This is a genomic window from Paraniabella ginsengisoli (assembly GCF_022513635.1).
Classification (GTDB): Bacteria; Bacteroidota; Bacteroidia; order Chitinophagales; family Chitinophagaceae; genus Niabella; species Niabella ginsengisoli.
In genome coordinates, this window is record NZ_JAKWBL010000001.1 from 1602296 (window position 1) to 1624601 (window position 22306).

Annotated in this window: 22 protein-coding genes; 21 read left to right on the plus strand and 1 reads right to left on the minus strand. The window is 40.1% G+C overall.

The window, feature by feature from the left end; all coding sequences use genetic code 11:
- The first annotated feature begins 21 nt into the window (after positions 1 to 21).
- The 18 genes from MKP09_RS08800 to MKP09_RS08885 all read left to right on the plus strand — a co-directional run bounded on the left by MKP09_RS08800 (position 22) and on the right by MKP09_RS08885 (position 20343).
- Positions 22 to 489 carry a JAB domain-containing protein gene (locus MKP09_RS08800; RefSeq protein WP_240827346.1) on the plus strand — a complete coding sequence of 156 codons (468 nt, stop codon included), beginning with the start codon at positions 22 to 24 and terminating at the stop codon, positions 487 to 489.
- A 533-nt stretch (positions 490 to 1022) separates the two neighbouring features.
- Positions 1023 to 1853 (plus strand): helix-turn-helix domain-containing protein, encoded by an 831-nt coding sequence (locus MKP09_RS08805; RefSeq protein WP_240827347.1) that lies wholly within the window; start codon positions 1023 to 1025, stop codon positions 1851 to 1853.
- A 336-nt stretch (positions 1854 to 2189) separates the two neighbouring features.
- The gene (locus MKP09_RS08810; protein WP_240827348.1) at positions 2190 to 2744 is read left to right on the plus strand and encodes a carboxypeptidase-like regulatory domain-containing protein; all 555 of its coding nucleotides are present in this window, start codon (positions 2190 to 2192) and stop codon (positions 2742 to 2744) included.
- A gap of 44 nt (positions 2745 to 2788) precedes the next feature.
- Complete coding sequence (locus tag MKP09_RS08815; RefSeq protein WP_240827349.1) at positions 2789 to 5335, plus strand: SusC/RagA family TonB-linked outer membrane protein; 2547 nt, start codon at positions 2789 to 2791, stop codon at positions 5333 to 5335.
- 31 nt (positions 5336 to 5366) lie between these two features.
- Entirely contained in the window at positions 5367 to 5843 is a 477-nt protein-coding gene (locus MKP09_RS08820; protein ID WP_240827350.1) for a RagB/SusD family nutrient uptake outer membrane protein, read from the plus strand.
- Positions 5822 to 7252, plus strand: coding sequence for a RagB/SusD family nutrient uptake outer membrane protein (locus MKP09_RS08825; protein ID WP_240827351.1), 1431 nt, complete (start codon positions 5822 to 5824; stop codon positions 7250 to 7252). The genes MKP09_RS08820 and MKP09_RS08825 overlap by 22 nt, the downstream gene beginning before the upstream one ends.
- A gap of 52 nt (positions 7253 to 7304) precedes the next feature.
- Positions 7305 to 8510 carry a DUF5000 domain-containing lipoprotein gene (locus MKP09_RS08830; RefSeq protein ID WP_240827352.1) on the plus strand — a complete coding sequence of 402 codons (1206 nt, stop codon included), beginning with the start codon at positions 7305 to 7307 and terminating at the stop codon, positions 8508 to 8510.
- A 10-nt stretch (positions 8511 to 8520) separates the two neighbouring features.
- Entirely contained in the window at positions 8521 to 9675 is a 1155-nt protein-coding gene (locus MKP09_RS08835) for a DUF4998 domain-containing protein (RefSeq protein WP_240827353.1), read from the plus strand.
- Between the two features lie 224 nt (positions 9676 to 9899).
- Positions 9900 to 11012: an arabinose isomerase gene (locus tag MKP09_RS08840; protein ID WP_240827354.1), complete on the plus strand. Its 1113-nt coding sequence runs from the start codon at positions 9900 to 9902 to the stop codon at positions 11010 to 11012.
- Positions 11012 to 11335, plus strand: a complete 324-nt coding sequence (locus MKP09_RS08845; RefSeq protein WP_240827355.1) for a hypothetical protein — start codon at positions 11012 to 11014, stop codon at positions 11333 to 11335. The genes MKP09_RS08840 and MKP09_RS08845 overlap by 1 nt, the downstream gene beginning before the upstream one ends.
- A gap of 24 nt (positions 11336 to 11359) precedes the next feature.
- Entirely contained in the window at positions 11360 to 12724 is a 1365-nt protein-coding gene (locus tag MKP09_RS08850) for a glycosyltransferase WbsX family protein (protein ID WP_240827356.1), read from the plus strand.
- A gap of 38 nt (positions 12725 to 12762) precedes the next feature.
- Positions 12763 to 14571 carry a beta-L-arabinofuranosidase domain-containing protein gene (locus MKP09_RS08855; RefSeq protein ID WP_240827357.1) on the plus strand — a complete coding sequence of 603 codons (1809 nt, stop codon included), beginning with the start codon at positions 12763 to 12765 and terminating at the stop codon, positions 14569 to 14571.
- Positions 14572 to 14786: 215 nt separating this feature from the next.
- The gene (locus tag MKP09_RS08860) at positions 14787 to 15218 is read left to right on the plus strand and encodes a DUF6250 domain-containing protein (RefSeq protein WP_240827358.1); all 432 of its coding nucleotides are present in this window, start codon (positions 14787 to 14789) and stop codon (positions 15216 to 15218) included.
- A 43-nt stretch (positions 15219 to 15261) separates the two neighbouring features.
- Positions 15262 to 15975, plus strand: coding sequence for a glycoside hydrolase family 99-like domain-containing protein (locus tag MKP09_RS08865; protein ID WP_240827359.1), 714 nt, complete (start codon positions 15262 to 15264; stop codon positions 15973 to 15975).
- On the plus strand, positions 15957 to 16439 hold the full coding sequence (locus tag MKP09_RS08870) for a glycoside hydrolase family 99-like domain-containing protein (protein WP_240827360.1): 483 nt from the start codon (positions 15957 to 15959) through the stop codon (positions 16437 to 16439). The genes MKP09_RS08865 and MKP09_RS08870 overlap by 19 nt, the downstream gene beginning before the upstream one ends.
- Positions 16439 to 18001, plus strand: coding sequence for a glycosyl hydrolase 115 family protein (locus tag MKP09_RS08875; RefSeq protein WP_240827361.1), 1563 nt, complete (start codon positions 16439 to 16441; stop codon positions 17999 to 18001). The genes MKP09_RS08870 and MKP09_RS08875 overlap by 1 nt, the downstream gene beginning before the upstream one ends.
- A 244-nt stretch (positions 18002 to 18245) precedes the next feature.
- Positions 18246 to 19337, plus strand: a complete 1092-nt coding sequence (locus tag MKP09_RS08880; RefSeq protein WP_240827362.1) for a hypothetical protein — start codon at positions 18246 to 18248, stop codon at positions 19335 to 19337.
- 469 nt (positions 19338 to 19806) lie between these two features.
- A complete protein-coding gene (locus tag MKP09_RS08885) occupies positions 19807 to 20343 on the plus strand; it encodes a hypothetical protein (protein ID WP_240827363.1) in 537 nt (178 codons plus the stop codon).
- Positions 20344 to 20382: 39 nt separating this feature from the next.
- Here MKP09_RS08885 and MKP09_RS08890 read toward each other — a convergent pair whose 3' ends face one another.
- A complete protein-coding gene (locus tag MKP09_RS08890; RefSeq protein WP_240827364.1) occupies positions 20383 to 20664 on the minus strand; it encodes a hypothetical protein in 282 nt (93 codons plus the stop codon).
- 176 nt (positions 20665 to 20840) lie between these two features.
- Between MKP09_RS08890 and MKP09_RS08895 the strand changes: the two genes are divergently transcribed.
- From MKP09_RS08895 to MKP09_RS08905, 3 genes are all read left to right on the plus strand, one after another.
- Positions 20841 to 21509, plus strand: a complete 669-nt coding sequence (locus MKP09_RS08895) for a DUF8464 domain-containing protein (protein WP_240827365.1) — start codon at positions 20841 to 20843, stop codon at positions 21507 to 21509.
- A 5-nt stretch (positions 21510 to 21514) separates the two neighbouring features.
- A complete protein-coding gene (locus tag MKP09_RS08900) occupies positions 21515 to 21697 on the plus strand; it encodes a toprim domain-containing protein (RefSeq protein ID WP_240827366.1) in 183 nt (60 codons plus the stop codon).
- Positions 21698 to 21952: 255 nt separating this feature from the next.
- Positions 21953 to 22294, plus strand: a complete 342-nt coding sequence (locus MKP09_RS08905; RefSeq protein WP_240827367.1) for a plasmid mobilization protein — start codon at positions 21953 to 21955, stop codon at positions 22292 to 22294.
- The last annotated feature ends 12 nt before the right edge of the window (positions 22295 to 22306 follow it).

A 22306-nucleotide genomic window follows, 5' to 3' on the forward strand; every position in this document is an offset into this window, starting at 1 on the left:
ATTAATCTTAAAAGAAAGGATATGAGGATCAAAGAAGATATTATAAACGGACAGGTAGCAGAGGTGAAGTTGGTATATAAATCAAAGATTAAATCCTGCGACCGACTGCAAGTACATAATGCACATCAGATGGCAAATATTTTTCGCAGCCTCTGGAACGTAGACAACATCGAACTTTTAGAAGAAAGCAAAGTAATGTACCTGAATAAGGCCAACAGGGTGCTGGCGATTTATCCATTATCAATAGGAGGGGTAAGCGGTACCGTTATAGACGTAAAACTAGTTTTGGTAGCGGCATTACGATTGCACGCCAGCCAGATTTGTATCGCCCACAACCACCCGAGTGGGAATACTACACCAAGCCGTGCAGATAAGTATGTAACAGAAAATATCAGTAAAGCGGCGGAACTCCTTAATATGAACCTGCTGGATCATATCATCCTTACAAAAGATAATTGCTATTCAATGGCAGAGGAAGGAGACCTCTAAAGTCGACGTTTAGTTAAGAAGCGGCACTACATGAGAGCGGCTTCTTTTGACGTTCCCGCGCTACTTTTTTCAAGCGCAAAAAAGTAGCAAAAAGTGCTAAGCCGGATGGTAGGCCTGTACAGGCAAGTTGTATATTTCGTTTAATGGTTAATTTTTAGCGATTGTATGATTATCGTCATGTTCTACTAGGATCAGAGGATAATATTGTCAAACAAGACGTTATTAAATAACTTATTCAAACGTTGTATTATTAGCATTTGGAGGTTGTTTAATGAAAGGTTGTACTATTGGCCTTCTCATAATGGTATCTTTGAAACAAACATCAGCTCTTACCAGATAACCTAAAAACGATTGCTATGCAAATTGGTTATAATGTAATAAAGGATGTAAAAACGACGCGGCTCAAAAAGTGACGAACTATTTAGTCAGGAATTACTTGCGGGATCCATTAGCCATTATATTTATATGAAAAAGTATAGCCCTGATACAGTATTTAAATATCTTATCATTACAAAAAAGATCGCGACTTTGGATTGGTTGTTAATACAGTAGGATTTGAAAGTATATCAGCCAATACTATATATCCGGTACAGGGTCATCCTCGTGCCTATAGTTTTTTTCCTGAGCAAGGAAGACGTCTTCATGAATATCAAATAATATATTTTGTCGATGGAGAAGGTAGTTTTAAGTCGGCCTCAACGGCGAAAACAAAAATAGAAAGCGGACATGTGGCTATTTTATTTCCAGGCCAATGGCACACTTATCACCCTTGCGCAAGTACCGGATGGAAGGTTTTTTATATAGGCTTTGAGGGAGCGATGATCGACAATATTTTGGCAAAAGAATTTATTTCATTTAATAAGCAAATATTGAATGTTGGATTTAGTGAAACGCTTGTTGATCTTTTTAAAAGAGCAATAGAGATTGCAAAAGAAGACAGCCTCCTGCTTCAACAACGCCTTGCAGGTATTGCCTTTAATATCGTTACTGAAGCACTATTCCTTTCAAACAAAAGAATGTCTGAAAAAGAACAGACTGCTGAAGTAATTGAAAAAGCAAAAGCCATCATGTATGAGAATTACAACAATGATATTGATCTTGAAAACCTTTCTGAAAAGCTATGCTCCAGCTATTCGTGGTTTAGAAAGGTTTTTAAAAAATATACCGGTTATGCGCCTGCTCATTATTTTCAGGAAATAAAGATTCGTAAAGCAAAAGAGTTTTTACTCGAAACGGATATGTCCATTAAAGAAATTGCCTACGAATTAAATTATCAATCCTACGAATACTTTATCTCCAGGTTTAAAAAACACACAGGAGTAACACCTGTGGAATACAAGAAACAGAGCAGTTTCGGTTTGTAAAAATACTTGTCAAATATCAAAGGGTTATTGTCAAATATCACAGCGCTGCGTATTTACGCGGCTCTATTTTTACATAGCAGTAATCAATAAGCCATTAGGCTACTCACTGCGCTTCTATTGCCATTTGAACTATAACAATTTAAAAATTTTGCTTGCCGGTGCTGCCGTGCTTTAGGTGATGAGCCTTGCTATCTCTATATAGAATGGATTATTGACCATGTCAAGCTTTAAGAGACTGAAATCATAATACGTGATTTATATTTTTATTAACGATTGCTGATACTTCATATGACAAACGAAAGATTGTACTGTTTTTTCCTGTTAATATTCATGCTAATGGGATTAACCTCCGCCGCTGATAATAAATTGACTTCTATCGATTCTCATGGTATCGAAAGGCTTGAACGATTGTACCCCGCAGCGGATACCTTAATTGCCGGAATAGTTTATAATGCAAAAGAAGAACCCTTAGACGGAGCCACTATTATCGTAAAAAGTACATCTCGGTCTGCTATTACAAATAATAAAGGAGAATTTTCTATTCTGGCCGATGAAATGGATACTGTGGTTATTTCCTACACGGGGTACGAGTCTAAAGAAATTGCCATCGGTCAAAACCGTATACTCGCTGTAACATTGAATACTACTGGAGAAAACTTATCAGATGTGGTAGTGGTTGCATACGGAACACAAAAGAAAGAAGCAGTAGTAGGTTCCGTTACATCTGTTAACCCTGAAGACCTCAAAGTACCCTCCAGCAATTTAACAACAGCGCTGGCAGGCCGTGTAGCTGGTATTATTGCTTATCAGAGAAGTGGCGAACCGGGTGCAGACAATGCCGAGTTTTTTATAAGGGGTGTTACAACATTTGGCTATAAAAAGACCCACTGATTCTTATAGATAATATTGAAGTAACAACTACAGATTTGGCTAGAATGAATCCCGATGATATAGCAACTTTTAGTATAATGAAAGATGCCACGGCAACTGCGTTATATGGGGCAAGAGGCGCTAATGGTGTCATCCTGGTAACTACAAAGGAAGGTAAACAGGGAGAAGCCAGGATTTCTCTTAGAGCGGAGGGTTCAATGTCAATGCCTACCAGAAATATTGAATTAGCCGACCCTGTAACATATATGAAGTTGAATAATGAAGCTATACTAACCCGTGATCCCCTGGCACCCGTACTTTATAGTGATGATAAGATAAATAGTACAATACCAGGATCTGGGTCATTAATATTTCCTTCTACTGACTGGCGCAGCGAAATGTTTAAAGAACAGGCATTCAACCAAAGAGTCAATCTTAATGTCAGTGGTGGTGGTAAGATTGCCAGATATTACGTTGCCGGTAATTTCAATCAGGATAACGGGGTGCTTAAAGTTGATAAGAGAAATAATTTTAATAATAATATCAATTTAAAAACATACTCTTTGCGTTCGAACGTAAATGTAAATGTGTTTCCTACAACCGAAATGATTATCCGGCTTTCAGGCGTCTTTGATGATTATAAAGGGCCTATTTATTCGGGTGGTGGGTTTTACACCAGAGTCATGCGTGCCAACCCGGTACTGTTTCCTGCCTATTACCCAATCGATGAGGATCACCAGTATGTGAAGCATATCATGTTCGGAAATTTTGATGATGGCAGGTATTTAAATCCTTACGCCGACATGGTCAAAGGGTATAAAGATTACTCGCGCTCTAACGTGAATGCCCAGATAGAATTAAAACAGGATCTTAAATTTTTAACACCAGGCTTGAGAGCCAGGGCGCGATTCAATACTACACGTGAATCCTATTTTGATGTGGTGCGACAGTATAACCCATTTTATTACCAATTGGGCGGCTATAACACCCGGGATAATACCTATCAGGTAAACGTAATAGACCCTGACGGAGGGACAGAATATCTTGATTACAATGAAGGCCAAAGAAGGATAAACTCATCAGTATATGTTGAAACCGCGTTGGAATACAATCGGACTTTCCAGCAAAAACACAATCTGAGTGGCATGCTCATTTATATTATGCGCGAGGCCCTCACAGGAAATGCAGGGTCTTTACAGGCATCTTTACCTTATCGAAATCTTGGTTTCTCAGGCCGCACCACTTATGGATTTAAGAATAAGTATTATGCAGAATTCAATTTTGGGTATAACGGATCAGAGCGTTTTTATAAAGATCAGCGATGGGGATTCTTTCCTTCCGCAGGTTTGGCCTGGAGTGTGTCCAATGAAGCATTTTGGGAACCATTTAAAAATACCGTCAATCACTTCAAGGTGCGAGGTACCTACGGTTTAGTGGGCAATGATGCAATTGGATCGGGCAGGTTTCTCTATTTATCCGAAGTCAATATGGCCGATCCCGGTAGAGGGTCAGTTTTTGGCCGGGAAAACGGGTATAGCAGGGATGGTATTTCGATATCCCGATACTCCGATAATGCCATTACTTGGGAAACTGCTCAAAAAATGAACGTAGCCCTTGAGATTGGGCTTTTCCGCAAAATCGACATTATCGCAGAATATTTTCGTGAACATAGATACAATATACTACAGACAAGGGCATCAACACCAGCTTCTATGGGCCTTTGGGTGACACCGGCTGCTAATATTGGTGAGGCCATGGGGCATGGTGTGGATATTTCCTTAGATTATAATCATACCATAAATAATGATATGTGGTTACAGGCGCGGGGTAATTTCACGTATGCCACAAGCGAATTTAGAGTGTATGAAGAATATGACTATGCCAATGAATGGTGGAAGTCGCGCGTTGGCTATCCCATCTCACAAACATGGGGCTACATAGCTGAACATTTATTTGCAGATGATGCAGAAGTAGCCAGTTCGCCGGTTCAAAACTTTGGAACCTATATGGCTGGCGATATAAAGTACCGCGACGTTAATAATGATGGAAGAATAACAGAACTGGACATGGTTCCCATCGGTTATCCGACCACACCGGAAATTGTATATGGTTTTGGTTTCTCTTATGGATTTAAAAGCCTTGATTTTTCAGCATTTCTTCAGGGCGCTGGCAGAGAGTCCTTTTGGGTTGATCCTGATGCAACAGCACCTTTTGTTCCATATTATTATAGCGATGAAGAGCGCAACTCCGGAACGCGCTATACAAATCAGTTGCTTAAAGCATACGCAGATAGTTATTGGTCGGAAGATAACAGAAACCTTTATGCCATGTGGCCACGACTAAGTTCTACCGTTAATAACAACAACACCCAAACCAGTACCTGGTTTATGAGAAATGGCGCATTCCTTCGCTTGAAGCAGGTAGAACTGGGTTTCACGCTTCCCAAAAGATGGATCAGTAAAAGAGGCATGTCGAATGCACGCATTTATGTCAATGGTACGAATCTGCTTACATGGAGCAAATTTAAATTGTGGGATATTGAGATGGCGGGAAATGGCTTACAGTATCCAATACAAAAGGTATATAATATTGGTTTAAACGTGTCTTTGTAATCGATTGTTTTTAGGCGACAAAATAAGCTGTATGAAAAAAATTACAAGTGTTATAATAGTATTTGTAGCGTGTATAAGCTGCAAAAAATACCTTGATATTGTACCTGATAATATTGCAACAATTGATCAGGCCTTCAATCTGCGAAATACTGCGGAGCGGTTTCTTTTTACTTGTTATAGTTATTTACCCAAAAACAGCAATATTGCGCAAAGTGTTGCTATGACCTCTGGTGATGAAATATGGTTAAGCGAATACTACGTACAACCCGGCCGGGAAATAGCACGGGGAAACCAAAATGTGGTAGACCCGTATTTAAATTTTTGGCAAGGCGGCCAGGGTGGACAAGATCTGTATCAGGCGATCAGGGATTGTAACATTTTTCTCGAAAATATAGACCGGGTGCCAGATATGGAAGCTTTTGAAAAAAACAGATGGAAGGCAGAAGTTAAATTCCTGAAAGCATATTATCACTTTTTTTATTTAGAATGTACGGTCCCATCCCATTAAAGAAAGAGAATTTGCCCATTAATGAAGGAGTTGAGGAAGTTAAAGTTTACAGAGATCCTGTTGATGAATGCATAAATTATATAGTACAGTTAATTGATGAATCAATACCAGACCTGCCTCAGATAATAACTTCCGAAGCGACAGAGTTAGGCAGAATTACGCAACCTGCTGCAATGTCGCTTAAAGCATATGTATTAGTTACAGCAGCAAGTCCGCTATTTAACGGGAACAAGGATTACGATAATTTCAAGGACAACCGCGGTACGCTTTTGTTCAATCCCACTTATGAAAATGAAAAATGGGTTAAAGCTAAAGACGCTTGTGCAGCCGCAATTGATGCAGCAGAGCTGGCAGGAAATAAGATATACTATTATGATCAAAGTAACCGCCAATATCCTGTATCTGAAACGATACGGACGCAAATGAATATTAGAAATAGCTTTAATGAAAAATGGAATGCGGAGATCATTTGGTGTACTACTAATAGTATGACCGGCGATATGCAAAATCAGTCAACACCTCGTGGACTTGATCCTGCAAGAAGAGCCAACTCTTCCACACCCGGAAACTTTTCTGTTCCCCTAAAAGTGGCTGATCTGTTTTATACAAAAAACGGGGTTCCGATTGAGGAAGATAAAACATGGCATTATGGCTCCCGGTTTAACTTAAAAGAAGGTACTACCGAATACAGGTACTATATACAACCTGGCTATACAACCGCACTCATAAATTTTGACCGTGAACCAAGATACTATGCAGATCTGGGCTTTGATGGCGGCATCTGGTACGGGCAGGGTAAGTTCGTTGATACAGCTACCTGGTTTCTCTCAGCAAAAAAGGGTGAGCCTGCATCGAAGGTAACTAACAATGCATTTAACGTCACAGGAATATGGCCCAAGAAATTAGTTAATTACGTAAACGTTATAGAAGAGAATTCTTATTCAAGAGAAACGTATCCCTGGCCAGAAATGCGTTTGTCAAATCTATATTTATTATACGCTGAAGCTTTAAATGAATCTGAAGGACCATCAGAACTTGTTTATGAGTTGCTGGACGCTATAAGAAGTCGTGCCGGGCTGCCAGGTGTAGTTGATGCCTGGACAAATTTTTCTAATAACCCCTCCAAACCTAATACTAAAGAGGGATTGAGAGATATAATTCAACGCGAACGTACCCTGGAGCTTATGTTTGAAGGGCAGCGTTTCTGGGATCTTAGAAGATGGAAAAAAGCAGTGCAAGAGTTAAATAAGCCGGTTACCGGATGGGATATAGAACAGCAGACAGCGGCAGGATATTACAGAAGCAGGTTGCTATACCAACAAAAATTTGCTACAAGAAATTATTTGTGGCCCATTAAAGAAAATGAAATACTGGCTAACAAAAATACAGTTCAAAATCCCGGTTGGTAGCCCATTTTTTTTAGCTAAAAATCATTTAGTAACACGTTTAAATGAAACTAAGATGAAAAGTTATTTTATTCAAAGCATTGGCTATGGAATGCTTTTATTTATACTGGCGGCCTGTTCAAAAGAAAAATACGTGGAACCCACGGCGAGCGATACTGCGCCGGCTCTGGTAACAAATGTTGTTATAGAACCGCTACCGGGAGCGGCTAAATTAAGATACACACTGCCGGATGATGATAATCTTCATTATGTGAAAGCTGTGTATGAAATAAGACCAGGATATAAAAGAGAAGTTATCGCATCGCTATATACAAATGAAATGATCGTAGATGGATTCCCGGAAGAAAAAGAATATTCTGTAGATCTTTACAGCGTTAGCTACGGTGAAAAACAGTCAGAAACGCCCGTTACAGTTAGCTTCACTCCAAAAGCATCTCCTTTGGTAGAAGCCTTTAATACCTTTAAATTCGAGGAGACCTTTGGCGGCGTTTCTCTTTCTTTTAGAAATAGCGGAGGCGCGAGCCTGGCAGTGGCGATTTTAACGCCGGACTCTGCCGGAAGATTAAGTGAGGTGGAAACTTATTATAGCAAGGCGGTTGAAGGTAGGCACGCAGTCCGCGGGTTTCCCAGTTCGCCACGTTTATTCGCCGCTGTTATAAGGGATCGATGGGGTAATTTGTCCGATACTATCGAACAAAACCTGATACCCATTTTTGAAGAAGAAGTTCCAAAAGATCGCTTTAAGGGTTTGTTTCTACCTACCGATACTTATGAGCCACACGCTGGTGCTAACAACACCTTAGACAAGATCTGGGATGGACGGATAGCACCCAACGGTGGCGTACCTATATTTCATACCAAGCCAGGTGCAGGCATGCCTCAATGGTTCACCTTTGATATGGGAAGAACAGCAATTCTCAGCCGGTTTAAACTTCACCACAGGGGCCCTGGTGCTTCATGGGCATATCAACAAGGTGACCCGAAAAGATTTGAAGTCTGGGGCTCGTCCACTCCACCAGATCCAACGGGAAGTTGGGAGGGCTGGACAAAAATAATGGATTGTAATTCCTATAAACCGAGTGGTGAAAGCAATCCTGTTACCACAGAGGATATAACTTATGCTACAACTACAGGAGAGGATTTTATATTCCCAGACAATCCAACGCCAGTAAGATATCTAAGATTCAAAATTCTGGAAACCTGGGGGTTTGTTGATTATATCTATATAACAGAATTGACTTTTTGGGGTCAAATGCAATAATTGATTAGACATGAAACGAATATCTTTACAAAGTTTTACTGCCATTTATGTTAGCTGCTTTGGACTGTTGCTTTTGTTTGTGCAGTCTGGTTGTTCTAAAATGAACGACACCTACAAAGAGTTTCTTGGCAACGGACCGATAAAATACATTGGCAAACCCGATTCAATTATATCCAAACCCGGAAATCATCGGATACAGCTCTCCTGGGTTCGACCCACTGATCCCAAAGTTAAGGGTGCCGTGGTTTACTGGAACAATAAAGCAGACTCCTCCAGAGTAATGTTAGACGCTAATGTTGACACAATACAGCTTCTTCTAAATAATATGGCTGAAGGTGAGTATGTTTTTCAGGTTTACTCTAGTGACGCTGAAGGGAATTTATCTTTAGGAAAAGAAGTGGTGGCAAGAATATATGGTGACAGTTATACTGCAACTTTACTTTCAAGACCTATTGATACTGCATTCTATTATGGAAAAGATACCTTACAATTGTACTGGGGTGGAATGCCCGATACCAGCATCATCGGCACAGAAATTATTTATCATGACAGGGATAATGTATTGCAAAAAGAATTTATTAACGACTCAACCGAGGCTAACTTTTTGTACAATTTCAATGGTGGAGCTGTAAGGTATCGTACTGTTTATGTTCCTGAAAGAAAAGCGATTGATACTTTTTATACAGCTTACGATACGCTGATCGTTAATAAACAGGTTGAAAGAACGGATTTGTCAAAGCAGGCGTGGACAATAACAGCATCCAGCTTCGACACACGCTCAGGTTCTTCATACAGGCCTCCGGCCAATCTTTTAGATAATAATCTTGCCTCTTATTGGGTGAATTCAATTGCTCCACAAACAGAGTATCCTCATTGGGTAGCAGTAGATATGGGAGCAGTTAAAAATAATATTGCGGGATTGTTAACCATACAAAGAAGGGAGAATGTAAACCTGGTAAAAACTGCTGAAGTATATATCAGCGAAGATGGTATCGATTGGCAGTTAAAAGGGACTTTTACACTTTCAAATACGATTTCAGCAAAAGATTACCTGTCGCTTCCTGAGCCGGTCTCTACAAGGTATTTTATGATAAAGGTGATAAACGACTACGGAAATTCTAAAAATGTTTGCCTGGCTGAAATAGGCGCGTTTCGATATGAATAACGATTTCTAAGAATCTGGATTCTTCAGTATAATGAATAAGGTTGTTTCTCCAGTACTTGAACAACCAGCAGCAGTGCTTTGCTTAAAGGATGTGACATTTTTAGCTGAAGTCAATAAATTGAAACGTGCCAGCCGAGCCTTTTTTAGCAGAAGCTCACACACATAAGGTAAATTATTTCCAATCATCAAGAACAAAAAGGTTCATTAAGGTAAAAAAACAATCAATGTTCAATAGTCCCAATAATTTAAAAATAGGTTTATTTGGCATAGGGCTTCATACATACTGGGATCAGTTTGAAGGGTTGAAATCCAGGCTTGAAGGATACTTAAATATTGTAGAACAAAAAATAACATCTATACATAGCCACGTCATTAACGTGGGCCTTGTAGATAGTACCGACAAGGCATTTGAAGCTGGTGATCTTTTTCGCAAGGAAGGAGTAGGGGTCGTTTTTTTATATGTAACAACCTATGCGCTGTCTGCTACTGTTTTACCCGTGGTTCAAAGAGCTAGAGTACCGGTGATTATTCTAAATCTTTCCCCCCAAGCGTCAATTAATTACACAGCTTTTAATAAAATGAATGACCGCACCAAAATGACCGCAGAATGGTTGGCGCACTGTTCATCTTGTACTGTTCCCGAAATTGCGAATGTGTTTAACAGAACCGGAGTTCAATTTCATCAGGTCACAGGTATGCTGGCCAATGACGATGACTGCTGGAATGAAGTATCCGATTGGGTACAGGCTGCTAAAGTTGCCTACACGATGATGAATAACCGGTTAGGCTGTATGGGGCATTATTATAGCGGGATGCTTGATATATACACAGATCTTACTCAGCACTACGCACACTTTGGAGGACATGTCGAGCTGCTTGAGGTAGACGAATTAGTTTCTCTTAGTCGGGAAGTATCGCTACAGGCCATTATCGAACGTGTAAAATTATTTAAAGAAGTGTTCGATGTTCAGTCCGATTGTTCCGAATTTGAGTTGCAGCGGGCTGCAAAAACCTCTGTGGCTTTAGATAAACTTGTTTCCCGCTATCAATTAGGTTCACTAGCGTATTACTATAAAGGTGCCGATAACAATGAAAACGAAGATGCTATCAGCTCAATTATTTTGGGAAACTCACTGTTAACATCCAATAATGTACCTGTTGCTGGTGAATATGAAATCAAAAATGTACAGGCCATGAAAATAATGGACACGTTCGGAGCAGGTGGATCATTTACCGAATACTATGCAATAGATTATGAAGATGACATCGTTTTGATGGGACATGACGGTCCGGGCCATATTGTTATAGCAGAGGAAAAACTAAAGTACGTCCGCTGATGGTTTATCATGGAAAGATGGGGACAGGCCTTTCGGTAGAAATGAGTGTGAAGCATGGACCCGTTACATTGCTTTCGGTAGTGGAAACAAAAGAAGGAAAACTTATGTTGCTGACAGCCGAAGGCACATCAGTTCCAGGGCCAATTTTACAAATAGGCAACACCAACAGCCGTTATAAATTTTCAATTGGCTCAAGAGCATTTGTTAATAGCTGGAACTCGAATGGCCCCGCACATCATTGTGCAGTCGGCCTTGGACATATTTCTAATAAAATTGAAAAACTTGGGGCTTTACTTAATATGAAGGTGATCAAGGTTTGCTAGTCTCAACTTAAATTTCTAAATGTTATGCAAAGAAGAAAATTTTTAAACAATGCAGGAAAAGGCGCTTTTGCTTTTGCCGCGGGTACATCGGTGTTCAACAAATTAGCATTTGCCGCCGATACATCTGGCATGAAGTATTCGCAATTACCAAAAATTATTTCAACACTTCCAGATGAGACACCACGCCTGCCACGCGATTTACAAAAGTTGGTAGGAGATCCCGCTTTACTGCGCAAGCCTGAAGGCTTAACAGTTGCAGCTTATTTATTTCCGAATTATCACCCATCTGCGATTCATAATAAATTATATGGACCCGGCTGGACAGAATATAATCTGGTGCGTAACGCACGGCCCTGGTTTCAGGGGCATCAACAACCCCGGGGTCCATTATTAGGTGAGCTGGACGAGAGCCTTCCGGGTACTTGGGATAAATATAATGCCATCGCAAAACAAAATGGGATCGATGCCTACATCTGGGATTGGTATTGGTATAATGGGGAACCAGCCTTGCATGAAGCGCTGGAAAATGGATTCTTGAGATCGAAGAATAAAAACGATGTGCAGTTTTCCTGTATGTGGACAAACCATCCATGGTATATATTATATCCTACAGAAGGTACCGATGGAAAACCGGCTTATCCACCCAGCTATCAGCCTCCGGATACCGACCTGCAGGAATGCTGGCGTAGTATGTCGTACATTATTTCACGTTATTTCCATCAGCCTAATTATTGGAAAATAGACGGCATACCGGTTCTATGCATTTGGGATCCTAACCGCTTAGAGAAAAATATTGGTGTATCGGCCACCAAAAAATTGTTTGCTGATCTACGGGCTTATGCTCAACAACTTGGACATAAGGGTATCCATTTTCATTCATCCGGTTTTTATTCTCCTAACAGCAAAGAAATTGGTTATAATACGGCTGGATCTTATAACCCTCTGGATTGGACAACGCGGCGTTTTCAACCCAAAGAGAATGAAATAGCTGATTATGAAGTAGCAGCTGCAGATGTAGCTTTTAAATTATGGCCAGAACATCATAAAGACTTCAAAATACCTTACATACCAGCATTATCTCCGGGTTGGGATTCTACTCCACGATACATCATGCCTAAGAAGCGCCCGGCTTCACCCAACAGGGATGAGTGGCCCAGATGTGTCATTTTTGCAAACGAAAGCCCTGCTGCTTTTAAAGCATTTGTACAGGCAGCCTTTGCCTACCTTAATCAACATAAGGAAGTACCCAAAATGCTAACAATAGCCTGTTTTAACGAATGGTCAGAGGGACACTATCTATTACCAGACAATAGGTTTGGATATGGGATGCTCGATGCGTTGGCAGAGGCACTCGAAATTAAAGGAACCGGACAGCTACACGGAGTGTAGCCCAAAATAAAAGCAATGATTAACCACAAGCAAAAACAATGTTTGGTCGTTCTTTTTTGATTGCCAATAGTATATACGCGCAGATCGGAAATCCATTACCAGAATTAAATGACGCTTCCCTTTTGAAGCTTCGCGCGTGGAATAAGGTTGAATTAGGCAGCGCTGATAAAACTTACCTGAAGGGTCTTTTAGGCGCCTGTTATAACAAAAGTATAAAAAGGCTGGAATTGAAGCCTTACTCCACGGACTGGCTGATGGCAGACGTTACCTTCAAAGTAAAAAGAATTTTTACGAACTATAGTGGAGATGTCTCTGGCCGGTTTATTGAATTAGGTGCTTTATTAAGTACGCCCGACTCCCTTTACCCTGAAAAAACACTTCCTGCTACATTAAGTTCCATAGCCCGCTACCAGAAGCCGGATGGACATTTTGGGGTTCCAATAGATTTGAATAAACAATTAAAAGCTAATGATGCTGTAGTAACATTGCTATGGGGGAATGCCAGAATGTTGGTGGGATTGATCACAGCCTGGGAGAAATTCAAAGATGATAACCTGCTTCAATCTGCAAAACGCCTGGGAGATTTCTACGTTAAAACAGCTGAACAACTTTGTAATCCGGCGCGAGAAGCTGAATACAAAGCAACGGGTACTGCTGCAGATAGTTATCAGGTGGGGTATTTTCCTGCGATGGAAGGGTTGGTAATGTTATATAAGGTAACAAATGATGAACGTTACCTTAAAATGGCTGAGAGAATGGCGGCCTTCTTTTTAAAATTTGATGGACTGCCGCTTAATCATAGTCATGGCAATCTTTCTGCCTGGCGTAGCATACTTGATTTGTATAATACTACAGGCAAGCAACAATACCTGGATCAGGCTATTGAAAAATGGAAAGAGTCAGTGAGAAGAGGTTACGTGTGGTCCATTGGTGGGGTGGGAGAGCATTGGTATGTTGATTATAAAGGCAGCGAAGGTTGTAGTGAATCTGATTGGTTACGGTTTAATCTGGATTTATGGAGATACACGGGGCAAACCTCATACCTGGATATGGCTGAACGTTTGCTGGAGAACCAATACATAGCTGATCAATCTGGAAACGGCGGTTTTGGAATGCGCCATTTTGATGTAATTAAAGATGTAGGCCCAATAGCTACTTACGGCGGTGTCAACGAGTGGGATTTTTGTTGCAGCTTTCACGGTCCGTTAGGGTTATATTTCTTTAAAAAGTATATGGTTACCTATGCTGGTGAAAAGTTGTATGTCAATTTTCCTTATACATTTGATACGCAACTACAAACAGAAGCAGGTAAATGGAATATTACAACCAAAGCAGATTCTGCTGTCAATAAGGAAGGTAATAAAAAAATGTTCATCAGTGTAACTTCTGCTGACGAAGGTGTTGGTCAAAAAATAAACTTATACCTGCGCGTTCCAATATGGGCTAATAAAGTGACGAGCCGCGGAAAAGATTTAGAAGTAGTGAGTAGATACGCTTTACTAAAAGCCGATGTGAAAAATGGCGAAAGTTTTGAAATTACTTTCGAAGCTGTGCCATTTGTGGAAGCAAGAAATTTTGTTAAAGTAGCAACGGCAACGGATAGGGCAGAAGTTTTCAAAGATGTGTCGTTAGTTCTCGGTTCCCAGCTTTTATATGAATATCCCGCCAGGAATAATTCTTTATCTAATCTGCTTGTGTTAAAGACAAAAGAGGGCAAGCTAAAACTACTGCGCGATGCGAACGGAAGTTTTGCCAGTGTGCAATTGTCTAACGCTAATGTAAATAGGGATTACATTATAGCTGCACTTCAACAAGCAAAAAAATATCGCTGGTTCCCTGGCCTGTAACTGGTTCGCGCCGTACTGCCTTTTCTTATAATCTGGTTGTAATACCTGAAGACGTTATCCCCACATCTGAAATTAAAAAGTTTACAAGTCGCATTCAGGAGCAGGATACACCTTATTATGGTTGTAACCTGGAAAATAATAAAACATTATGGCCTGATATCCCCTCCTGGAAGTTTACTGCAAAAGGTATACATATAGCTGGCGGTGATGCCGTCATGATGGAAGGTGGGGGATACACAAATTATCGATTTGAGTTTGATATGATCATGCCAGCACAAGGAAAGGGTATCAGCGGCTGGATTGTACAGGCCAAAGACCCCGATAACTTTTTATTACTTCAATTGCAAAGCAGCGACTCTGAGTATAATTCGCCGGAACATAAGACAAAACCTAATACACTAAGAATAGTTCCCAGACTAAACGGTCAACATTTTGTTGAAGATCCGGTGACCCTTTCGCTTGACATAAGAAAGGGCGAAAAGTATCATATTAAAACTGAGTGTGTCAATAATAATGTAAGTATATGGGTCAACGGTCAAAAAATTGCATCGTACAAGAGCAAGTTCAGTGGCGGTTGGATGGGCTTCCGCGTTAGTGGAGCTGTGGACCAGGGGATATTTAGTAACATCTGCCTGAAGAAGTTGTAACAGAGGTATTTTTTAAACATTAAGCCAGGGAAACAATAAGTACATGAGTTTAACAAGAAAAATAATTGGTGCGACAATATTTGTAGCCACCCATATCCACTTATGCGCACAAAGAGATCAATCGCCTGGTTATACATTAGCCTGTTATTATTTCCCGAATTATCATGTAGATAAACGTAATGAACTTTATCATGGTAAAAACTGGACTGAATGGGAAGTACTAAAAGCGGCAAAGCCCAGGTTTGCCGACCACTATCAACCTAAAAAGCCTCTATGGGGTTATGAAGATGAAAGCAATCCTCAAGTGATGGAGAAGAAAATCAATACGGCTCATAAATTTGGTATTGATGTATTTATTTATGATTGGTACTATTACGAAGACGGACTCTTTCTACAAAACGGACTAGAGAAGGGCTTTATGAAAGCAGCTAATAATGATCGATTGAAATTTGCCTTAATGTGGGCTAATCATGACTGGACAGATCTTTTTCCCCGCAGGATAGCCAAGCCCAATAAAGTTCTTTATAAAGGAAGTATTTCCAAACATACATGGGAGGTGATGACGGATTACATCATTGAAAAGTATTTTCGGCATCCATCTTATTGGTTGGTAGAGGGCGCTCCTTATTTTTCAATTTATGAATTGGAGAAGTTGGTTGAATGCTTTGGTACCTATGAGGCTACAGCCGGGGCGCTACAGCAGTTTCGAGATAAGACAAAAAAGCAGGGTTTAAAGATTTGCACTTTAATATTGTAAAGCCCGTGTCGCCTGAATCCATAGCGGCATTGAATTTTGATTCTTTTACATCTTATGTATGGATTCACCACGTTGCTATGTCTGGTTTTCCTGAGAGCAGTTATACTCAGGCATCCAAAGATTATTTTAAATATGCTGATAGGGCTGCGAAAGTATTTCCGATTCCCTATTACCCCAATGTCTCTGTTGGTTGGGATTCTTCTCCCAGATGCGATCCTGATAGTACGTTCAAAGTCCGGGGATATCCATGCACGCCAATATTAAGTGAAAATACGCCGGAAGCTTTTAAAAAATCATTGCAACAAGCTAAAGCATTTTTAGACAATCATCCCGACTCTAAAAATATTCTTACTATCAATTCCTGGAACGAGTGGACTGAAGGCAGTTATCTTGAGCCAGATGTGATGTATAAATTCAGTTATCTCAAAGCAATTAAACAAGTTTATCAATCAAAGAAAAATTAATGCTTCAATATTACAGGATATTACTTATAGCCATTTTTATAATAAGAGCGGGTAATTCAAATGCACAAATTACTTTAGTAAATGGAGCATCCGGAGATGATATTTTTCCACTTGTTGCAAACGATATGGCCGCGGTTTATTACGATAATAAAGAACCTGAAGTAGTAAAGCGAACGGCCGGTTTGTTTGTTGATGATATTTACAGAATCACGGGCCGCAAAATGATTGCATCGGGTGAAGTTGGCGTACTGCCCAAAAATATAGTTGTTGTAGGAACGATTGGTTATAGCGATCTGATTAATAATCTGATTAAAGAAAACAAACTCAATGTCGATGACATACGTAGCGGATGGGAGCAATATGTAGTTTCTTTAGTTAAAAACCCCCTGCCTGGTATTGACAAGGCCTTGGTAATTGCTGGATGTGACAGGCGTGGAGCGGCCTATGGTTTGCTGTCCGTATCGGAGTTAGTTGGAGTGTCGCCTTGGTATTGGTGGGCGGATGTGCCGGTTCAGAATAAAACTAGTCTATTATTAAAAATTAATCCGTTTACCTCTGTTCAGCCGTCTGTTAAGTATCGGGGAATTTTTATAAATGATGAAGACTGGGGCTTAAAGCCCTGGGCTGCTAAAACATTTGAGCCTGAACTAAATGATATTGGTCCAAAAACGTACGCGAAAATTTGTGAGCTGTTGTTACGGTTAAAGGCGAACTATCTTAGTCCAGCTATGCATTCCTGCTCCGGTGCTTTTAATAAATATGACGAAAATAAGCTGGTTGCAGATTCTTTTGGTATAGTAATGGGCTCTATCCATTGCGAACCGCTGTTGTTTAATAACGCTACAGAGTGGGATAGTAAGACGATGGGGCCATGGGATTATATAAAAAATAAGCACGGCATTAACAAGGTACTTACACGGCGGGTACAAGAAAATGGAACGTTTGAAAATGTATATACCCTGGCCTTGCGTGGTATTCATGACGCCGTAATGTCCGGAAACCTTACTTTAAAAGAACAAGTAAAAGTGTTAGGAGATGCTTTAAAAGACCAGCGGAAAATTTTAAGCGATGTACTGAAAAAGCCACTGGAAGAAGTGCCTCAGGTGTTTTACCCTTATAAAGAAGTGCTCGATATTTACGACGCAGGTCTGGAAGTGCCTGATGATGTAACCCTTATTTGGACTGATGATGACTATGGGTATATGAAACGGTTAAGTAATTCTAAAGAACAAAAAAGAAAAGGCCGGGCCGGCGTTTATTATCATGTTTCTTATTGGGGACCACCCAATGATAATCTTTGGTTATGCACTACCCCTCCAGCTCTAATGTATCAGGAGTTAAAGAAGGCGTATGAAACAACAGCCGATCAATTATGGGTAGTAAATGTAGGTGATATCAAACCAGCCGAATATCATATTTCTCTTTTTATGGAGATGGCCTTTGATATTAATAAGTTCAATTCAAAAAATATAATTGACCATCATGCTGATTTTCTTTCTGAAATTTATGGGTCAGCATATCAACCCTGTTTTAAAAAATCTCAGCTACTTACCATCAATTAGCATACGCGCGCAAACCGGAATATATTAAGAATACCCGTAGCGATTTATTTTCGGTTCCGCATTATCGTGAAGTTGATAATCGAATGGCTGCCTATCAAAATATCAGCAATGAGGTTGATTCGATTATGCAGTTATTAGATAAGCAACATCGCCCATCTTTTTTCAACTACTGTATTATCCTGTTAAAGCCGCTGCCTTATTTAACCAAATGTGGTTAGGGGCGCAAAAAAATGATTTCTACGTTTTGCAAAGCAGAAGTGACGCCACAAGAGAACGAGCAAAAGTTATAGCTTGTGCAGACAGCTTACAGACAATAACCGCCGAGTATAATTCGTTACTTGGTGGTAAGTGGAAGGGTATGATGTCACTTAGTAATGGCGGTGGTAGATTTGCCTTGCCGCCTATGGATACTGTTCATTTGCTTTCTAAGCCAAGTATTGGAGTATATGCAGAAGGGGCTGCTACTACAGATGGGTATAATATTTTGCCCGTCTTTAATAAATTTTTACCGCGTTCTTATTACATCGATGTATTTAATAAAGGACAAGGCCAGTTGCAATGGACCGCCTCTGTGTCAGGTAAGTGGATCCTACTTGACAAAACCGCTTCTAATAAAAGCGGAAGGATCAATGTGTCAATTGACTGGAGCAATGTTCCGATAGGAGAAAATATAAAAGGTGAAATATTAGTTTCGCAAACTGCCCGTGACACTAAAAGAATTTTGATTTCCGTATTTAATCCCGCAGATCCGAACAGGGAAACGCTAAAAGGTATGTTCGTGGAAGATAACGGTTATATCTCTATTGACCCCGCGCGGTTTACCAGGAAAAACGAAACGAAAGAGATCAATTTTGAAGTGATGGAAGGCTTGGGTATAAGCGATAAGGTAGTCCGGTTAGGAAATCCTTTTTCTAAAAACACCTATTATCCCTCTTTAGAACTTACTTCAAATTATGTTGCACCTGTACGTTCAGATAAATATCCGATGCTTTTATATGATTTTTATTCGTTCCAGGGAGGCCCGGTAGATGTGTACACGTACATGGTACCTGTATTTCCTTTAAATGATGAAAGCGGAGTTAGATATGGGATCATGATAGATGATAGTCCGGTATATCTTCCAGAGGCAGGAGCGCCCTATTATAGTACCTTATGGATACAAAGTATATTACGAAATACAAGGATCAATAAAACAACTCATGTCCTTAAAAATCCTGGGAAGCATACACTGAAAATATTTACTGCACATCCCGGCATGTTATTGCAAAAAATAGTAATTGATTTTGGCGGTTTAAAAAGATCTTACACAGGGCCTGATTTTACGCTAAGTAAATAGATGATTTTATTACCTGAATTGGTTAAGACAGCGAAACTGCCGAACATCAACGTGTTGGATTACATGACCCTTACAAAGGGTAATTATTATTCCCTGTCAGATGTAGGAGAAGTTAAAGCAAATTTCTTTTAAGAAGCCACACCGCCAGGCGTGGGCTTCTTTTTGCGTAGCCGCGCTACTTTTTTCAGCAGCAAAAAAGCAGCAAAAAGTGCCAAGCCGAAAGGTAGGACTGTACAGGCGAGTTGTATATTTTTTATTTTAAGAAGACATAATTAATGCCTGTTAAGCAAAGTTCGGTCAGGCGCTTCGGTGCGTCCAACACGTTCAGCATAAACACCCTATCTGGGCTGCTCCCTTTTACTTCGTATCCCCTGCTATCCTTTCATTTATTCCGCTGCGATGCCGGACTTGCTCGCCCCTGACCGGTTAGGGCTCCATAATTAATTATTCACTCAAAAAAATTAAGATTATGGAACAGTTTAACTCGACCGAAAATCAGGAAATCAAAAGAAATTTTGTTTATCGTGAAGTACATGCCAATGTAACATTAATGGTAGAAGATATCTTAAGTAGGTGTTACAATCAAAAAGATCCATTATTTGACTATGATGATATCATTAACTTCTACTACTACGAAGACCTAAATCAAGAGCAATACACAGATGATAGCAGGACTATCCAGCTTAACAATTGGCGAGATGAATTGGATCGTATTCCAGATGACACTGGCGAAGAGGCTGCTGAATTTCAACAAGATCTTGAATCTAAAATTGAAAGCCTTGAAAGCAGCGAATCAATTCCTTCAGAGATTTATGAATGGTGGATCGTTTCTGATTTTTTGGCAGATCAATTAGAAGCTGCTGGTGAGTGCCTGCTGACCTGCGGCTATACACAGATCTGGGGAAGAAAATCAACCGGGCAAGCCATCTATCTTGACCCTGTCATTTCTGAAATTTGCTATATATTAAAGCTGTTATCAGGACAGCCTAATCAACGGTTGGGTTGATTAATGTGTTTAATAAGGAGGGCTTTAATGCCCTCTTTTTTATCGCTTTAACTGGAGTAGCTTTTCTTGTAAATCCACCAGGCCTGCCTTTTGTAAACATTCGGTAGCAAGAGTTTTTAAAGCTTCCAGGTTGTCATTGGGTACAGATGCTATCAGGCTGCCTTCCTTTTCATCTTTTAAAAGAATCCCTTTTTCTATAACCTGGCTTAAGAGCAGGATGTTTTTGCGTGAAATACGCAAATCAATTTTTACCATATCGTTCATTCCTGGCGTACTTAAGATCGTATCATACACCTTCAGCACATCATTTGTATTTAACATGTTTTAATAAATTTTTTCAGGGTCACATAAACGGGTTCACAACTGTAAAATTAAAACGGCAAAACCAGTTTCTGTTTATTTCACTGTGTCGTTATACGGCACAATTGATTTTTCAATAAAATGTAGCACATAGCTTTGCAGGTGTCAAAAGAATTGTGAACCTGAAAATGTGCGTTATGACAATTAAAGAAGCAAAGGAAATCGACATGGTATCCTACCTGTCGGCAGCAGGCATAGAACCTGCAAAAATTAAAGGAGAAAACTATTGGTACCACTCTCCGCTACGTAAAGAAAGAACACCGTCTTTTAAAGTAAACCGGAGACTGAATAAGTGGTTTGATTTTGGTGAAGGTAGAGGAGGAGGCCTGATTGAGTTTATGCAAGAAGTGAATAATATTAAGATCCCGGAAATCTTACAGAAACTAAACGAATTAAATCTACCCACTACACAACTTAACCAGTTACCATCCAGGTCAACAGGCATTGAGATTGTTTCCACAAAACTCATCAGCAGCCCGGCGCTGATCCGCTACTATCAGTCCCGACGGATTTCCACGGAAATCGCTAACCAGTTTTTGTGTGAAGTAGATTACAGAAATAATAATAAATCCTATTACGCTTTAGGCTTTAAAAATGATGCCGGTGGCTATGAGTTACGCAGTACCTATTTTAAAGGCAGTAGCCATCCAAAAGTACCTACGCTTATTAAAAATCAAGCGGCAACGTTGGCAGTATTTGAAGGTGTGTTTGACCTGCTTTCTTACTGCACTATTTGCCAGCATCAGCCCGTTGCTCCAAGAGATTTTTTAGTGCTGAATTCTGTTTCTTTTTTGAACAGCAACTGACATTTATGCAGTCTTATGAAATTGTGCATTTATACCTGGACAATGACGGAGCGGGAGACAAGTTTACTACAACTGCAAGGACGTCCAATTCTCTTCAGTTTTTTGATGAGCGATCACTATACAGTGGATATAAGGATCTAAATGACTGGCATCGGCATATAGGGCTAAGAATGCCCCAAGATAAATAATCGCGACAAAAAGGTATATCGCTCACAGCCGTGATCAATATGTATTTCAATAGCCTGCTGCACCCGCCGCGTACACCGCGAGGCGTGACGAGTTCCCCAGCTTCGCTCGGTAACGGCGAGGTGTACCAAAAGTGCAACTTTTGGAAAGTACCTCGCCCTTCTTACTCGAAACTCGTGAAGGGAAAGTAGGAAGATTAATAGTCAGTAACTGCACTTTTTAAGTGCAGTATTTTTAGAAAACGTGTAAATGAAATAATGATGAATGAACAACCAATTGCTCCTAAAAGGTGGATCACCATTCGTGTAAAACCCGATGAATACATCGTCATCTATAAACTGTTTAAACAGACTGCCAACAAAAAGCTAAGCCAGTATGTACGCAAGGTGCTGCTTCAAAAGCCGGTGGTGATTCATTATAAAGATGTGTCCACTAGTGAAATTTTGTCAGCCCTAAACCAGCTTTCCAGGGAGCTGTCTGCGATCGGAAACAACTTCAATCAAACGGTGCATAAACTGCACACACTCGATCATGTACCTGAGATAAAGATATGGGCGGAGTTAACTGAATCGGGTCGTCAAAATCTCTTAAAAAAATAGAAGAAATCCGGC

Coding starts and splice junctions, on each gene's coding strand:
- MKP09_RS08800 (WP_240827346.1), top strand. CDS start 22: ATGAGGATCAAAGAAGATATTATAAACGGACAGGTAGCAGAGGTGAAG.
- MKP09_RS08810 (WP_240827348.1), top strand. CDS start 2,190: ATGGGATTAACCTCCGCCGCTGATAATAAATTGACTTCTATCGATTCT.
- MKP09_RS08815 (WP_240827349.1), top strand. CDS start 2,789: ATGAATCCCGATGATATAGCAACTTTTAGTATAATGAAAGATGCCACG.
- MKP09_RS08820 (WP_240827350.1), top strand. CDS start 5,367: ATGAAAAAAATTACAAGTGTTATAATAGTATTTGTAGCGTGTATAAGC.
- MKP09_RS08825 (WP_240827351.1), top strand. CDS start 5,822: ATGTACGGTCCCATCCCATTAAAGAAAGAGAATTTGCCCATTAATGAA.
- MKP09_RS08830 (WP_240827352.1), top strand. CDS start 7,305: ATGAAAAGTTATTTTATTCAAAGCATTGGCTATGGAATGCTTTTATTT.
- MKP09_RS08835 (WP_240827353.1), top strand. CDS start 8,521: ATGAAACGAATATCTTTACAAAGTTTTACTGCCATTTATGTTAGCTGC.
- MKP09_RS08840 (WP_240827354.1), top strand. CDS start 9,900: ATGTTCAATAGTCCCAATAATTTAAAAATAGGTTTATTTGGCATAGGG.
- MKP09_RS08845 (WP_240827355.1), top strand. CDS start 11,012: ATGGTTTATCATGGAAAGATGGGGACAGGCCTTTCGGTAGAAATGAGT.
- MKP09_RS08850 (WP_240827356.1), top strand. CDS start 11,360: ATGCAAAGAAGAAAATTTTTAAACAATGCAGGAAAAGGCGCTTTTGCT.
- MKP09_RS08855 (WP_240827357.1), top strand. CDS start 12,763: ATGTTTGGTCGTTCTTTTTTGATTGCCAATAGTATATACGCGCAGATC.
- MKP09_RS08860 (WP_240827358.1), top strand. CDS start 14,787: ATGATGGAAGGTGGGGGATACACAAATTATCGATTTGAGTTTGATATG.
- MKP09_RS08865 (WP_240827359.1), top strand. CDS start 15,262: ATGAGTTTAACAAGAAAAATAATTGGTGCGACAATATTTGTAGCCACC.
- MKP09_RS08875 (WP_240827361.1), top strand. CDS start 16,439: ATGCTTCAATATTACAGGATATTACTTATAGCCATTTTTATAATAAGA.
- MKP09_RS08885 (WP_240827363.1), top strand. CDS start 19,807: ATGGAACAGTTTAACTCGACCGAAAATCAGGAAATCAAAAGAAATTTT.
- MKP09_RS08890 (WP_240827364.1), bottom strand. CDS start 20,664: ATGTTAAATACAAATGATGTGCTGAAGGTGTATGATACGATCTTAAGT.
- MKP09_RS08895 (WP_240827365.1), top strand. CDS start 20,841: ATGACAATTAAAGAAGCAAAGGAAATCGACATGGTATCCTACCTGTCG.
- MKP09_RS08900 (WP_240827366.1), top strand. CDS start 21,515: ATGCAGTCTTATGAAATTGTGCATTTATACCTGGACAATGACGGAGCG.
- MKP09_RS08905 (WP_240827367.1), top strand. CDS start 21,953: ATGATGAATGAACAACCAATTGCTCCTAAAAGGTGGATCACCATTCGT.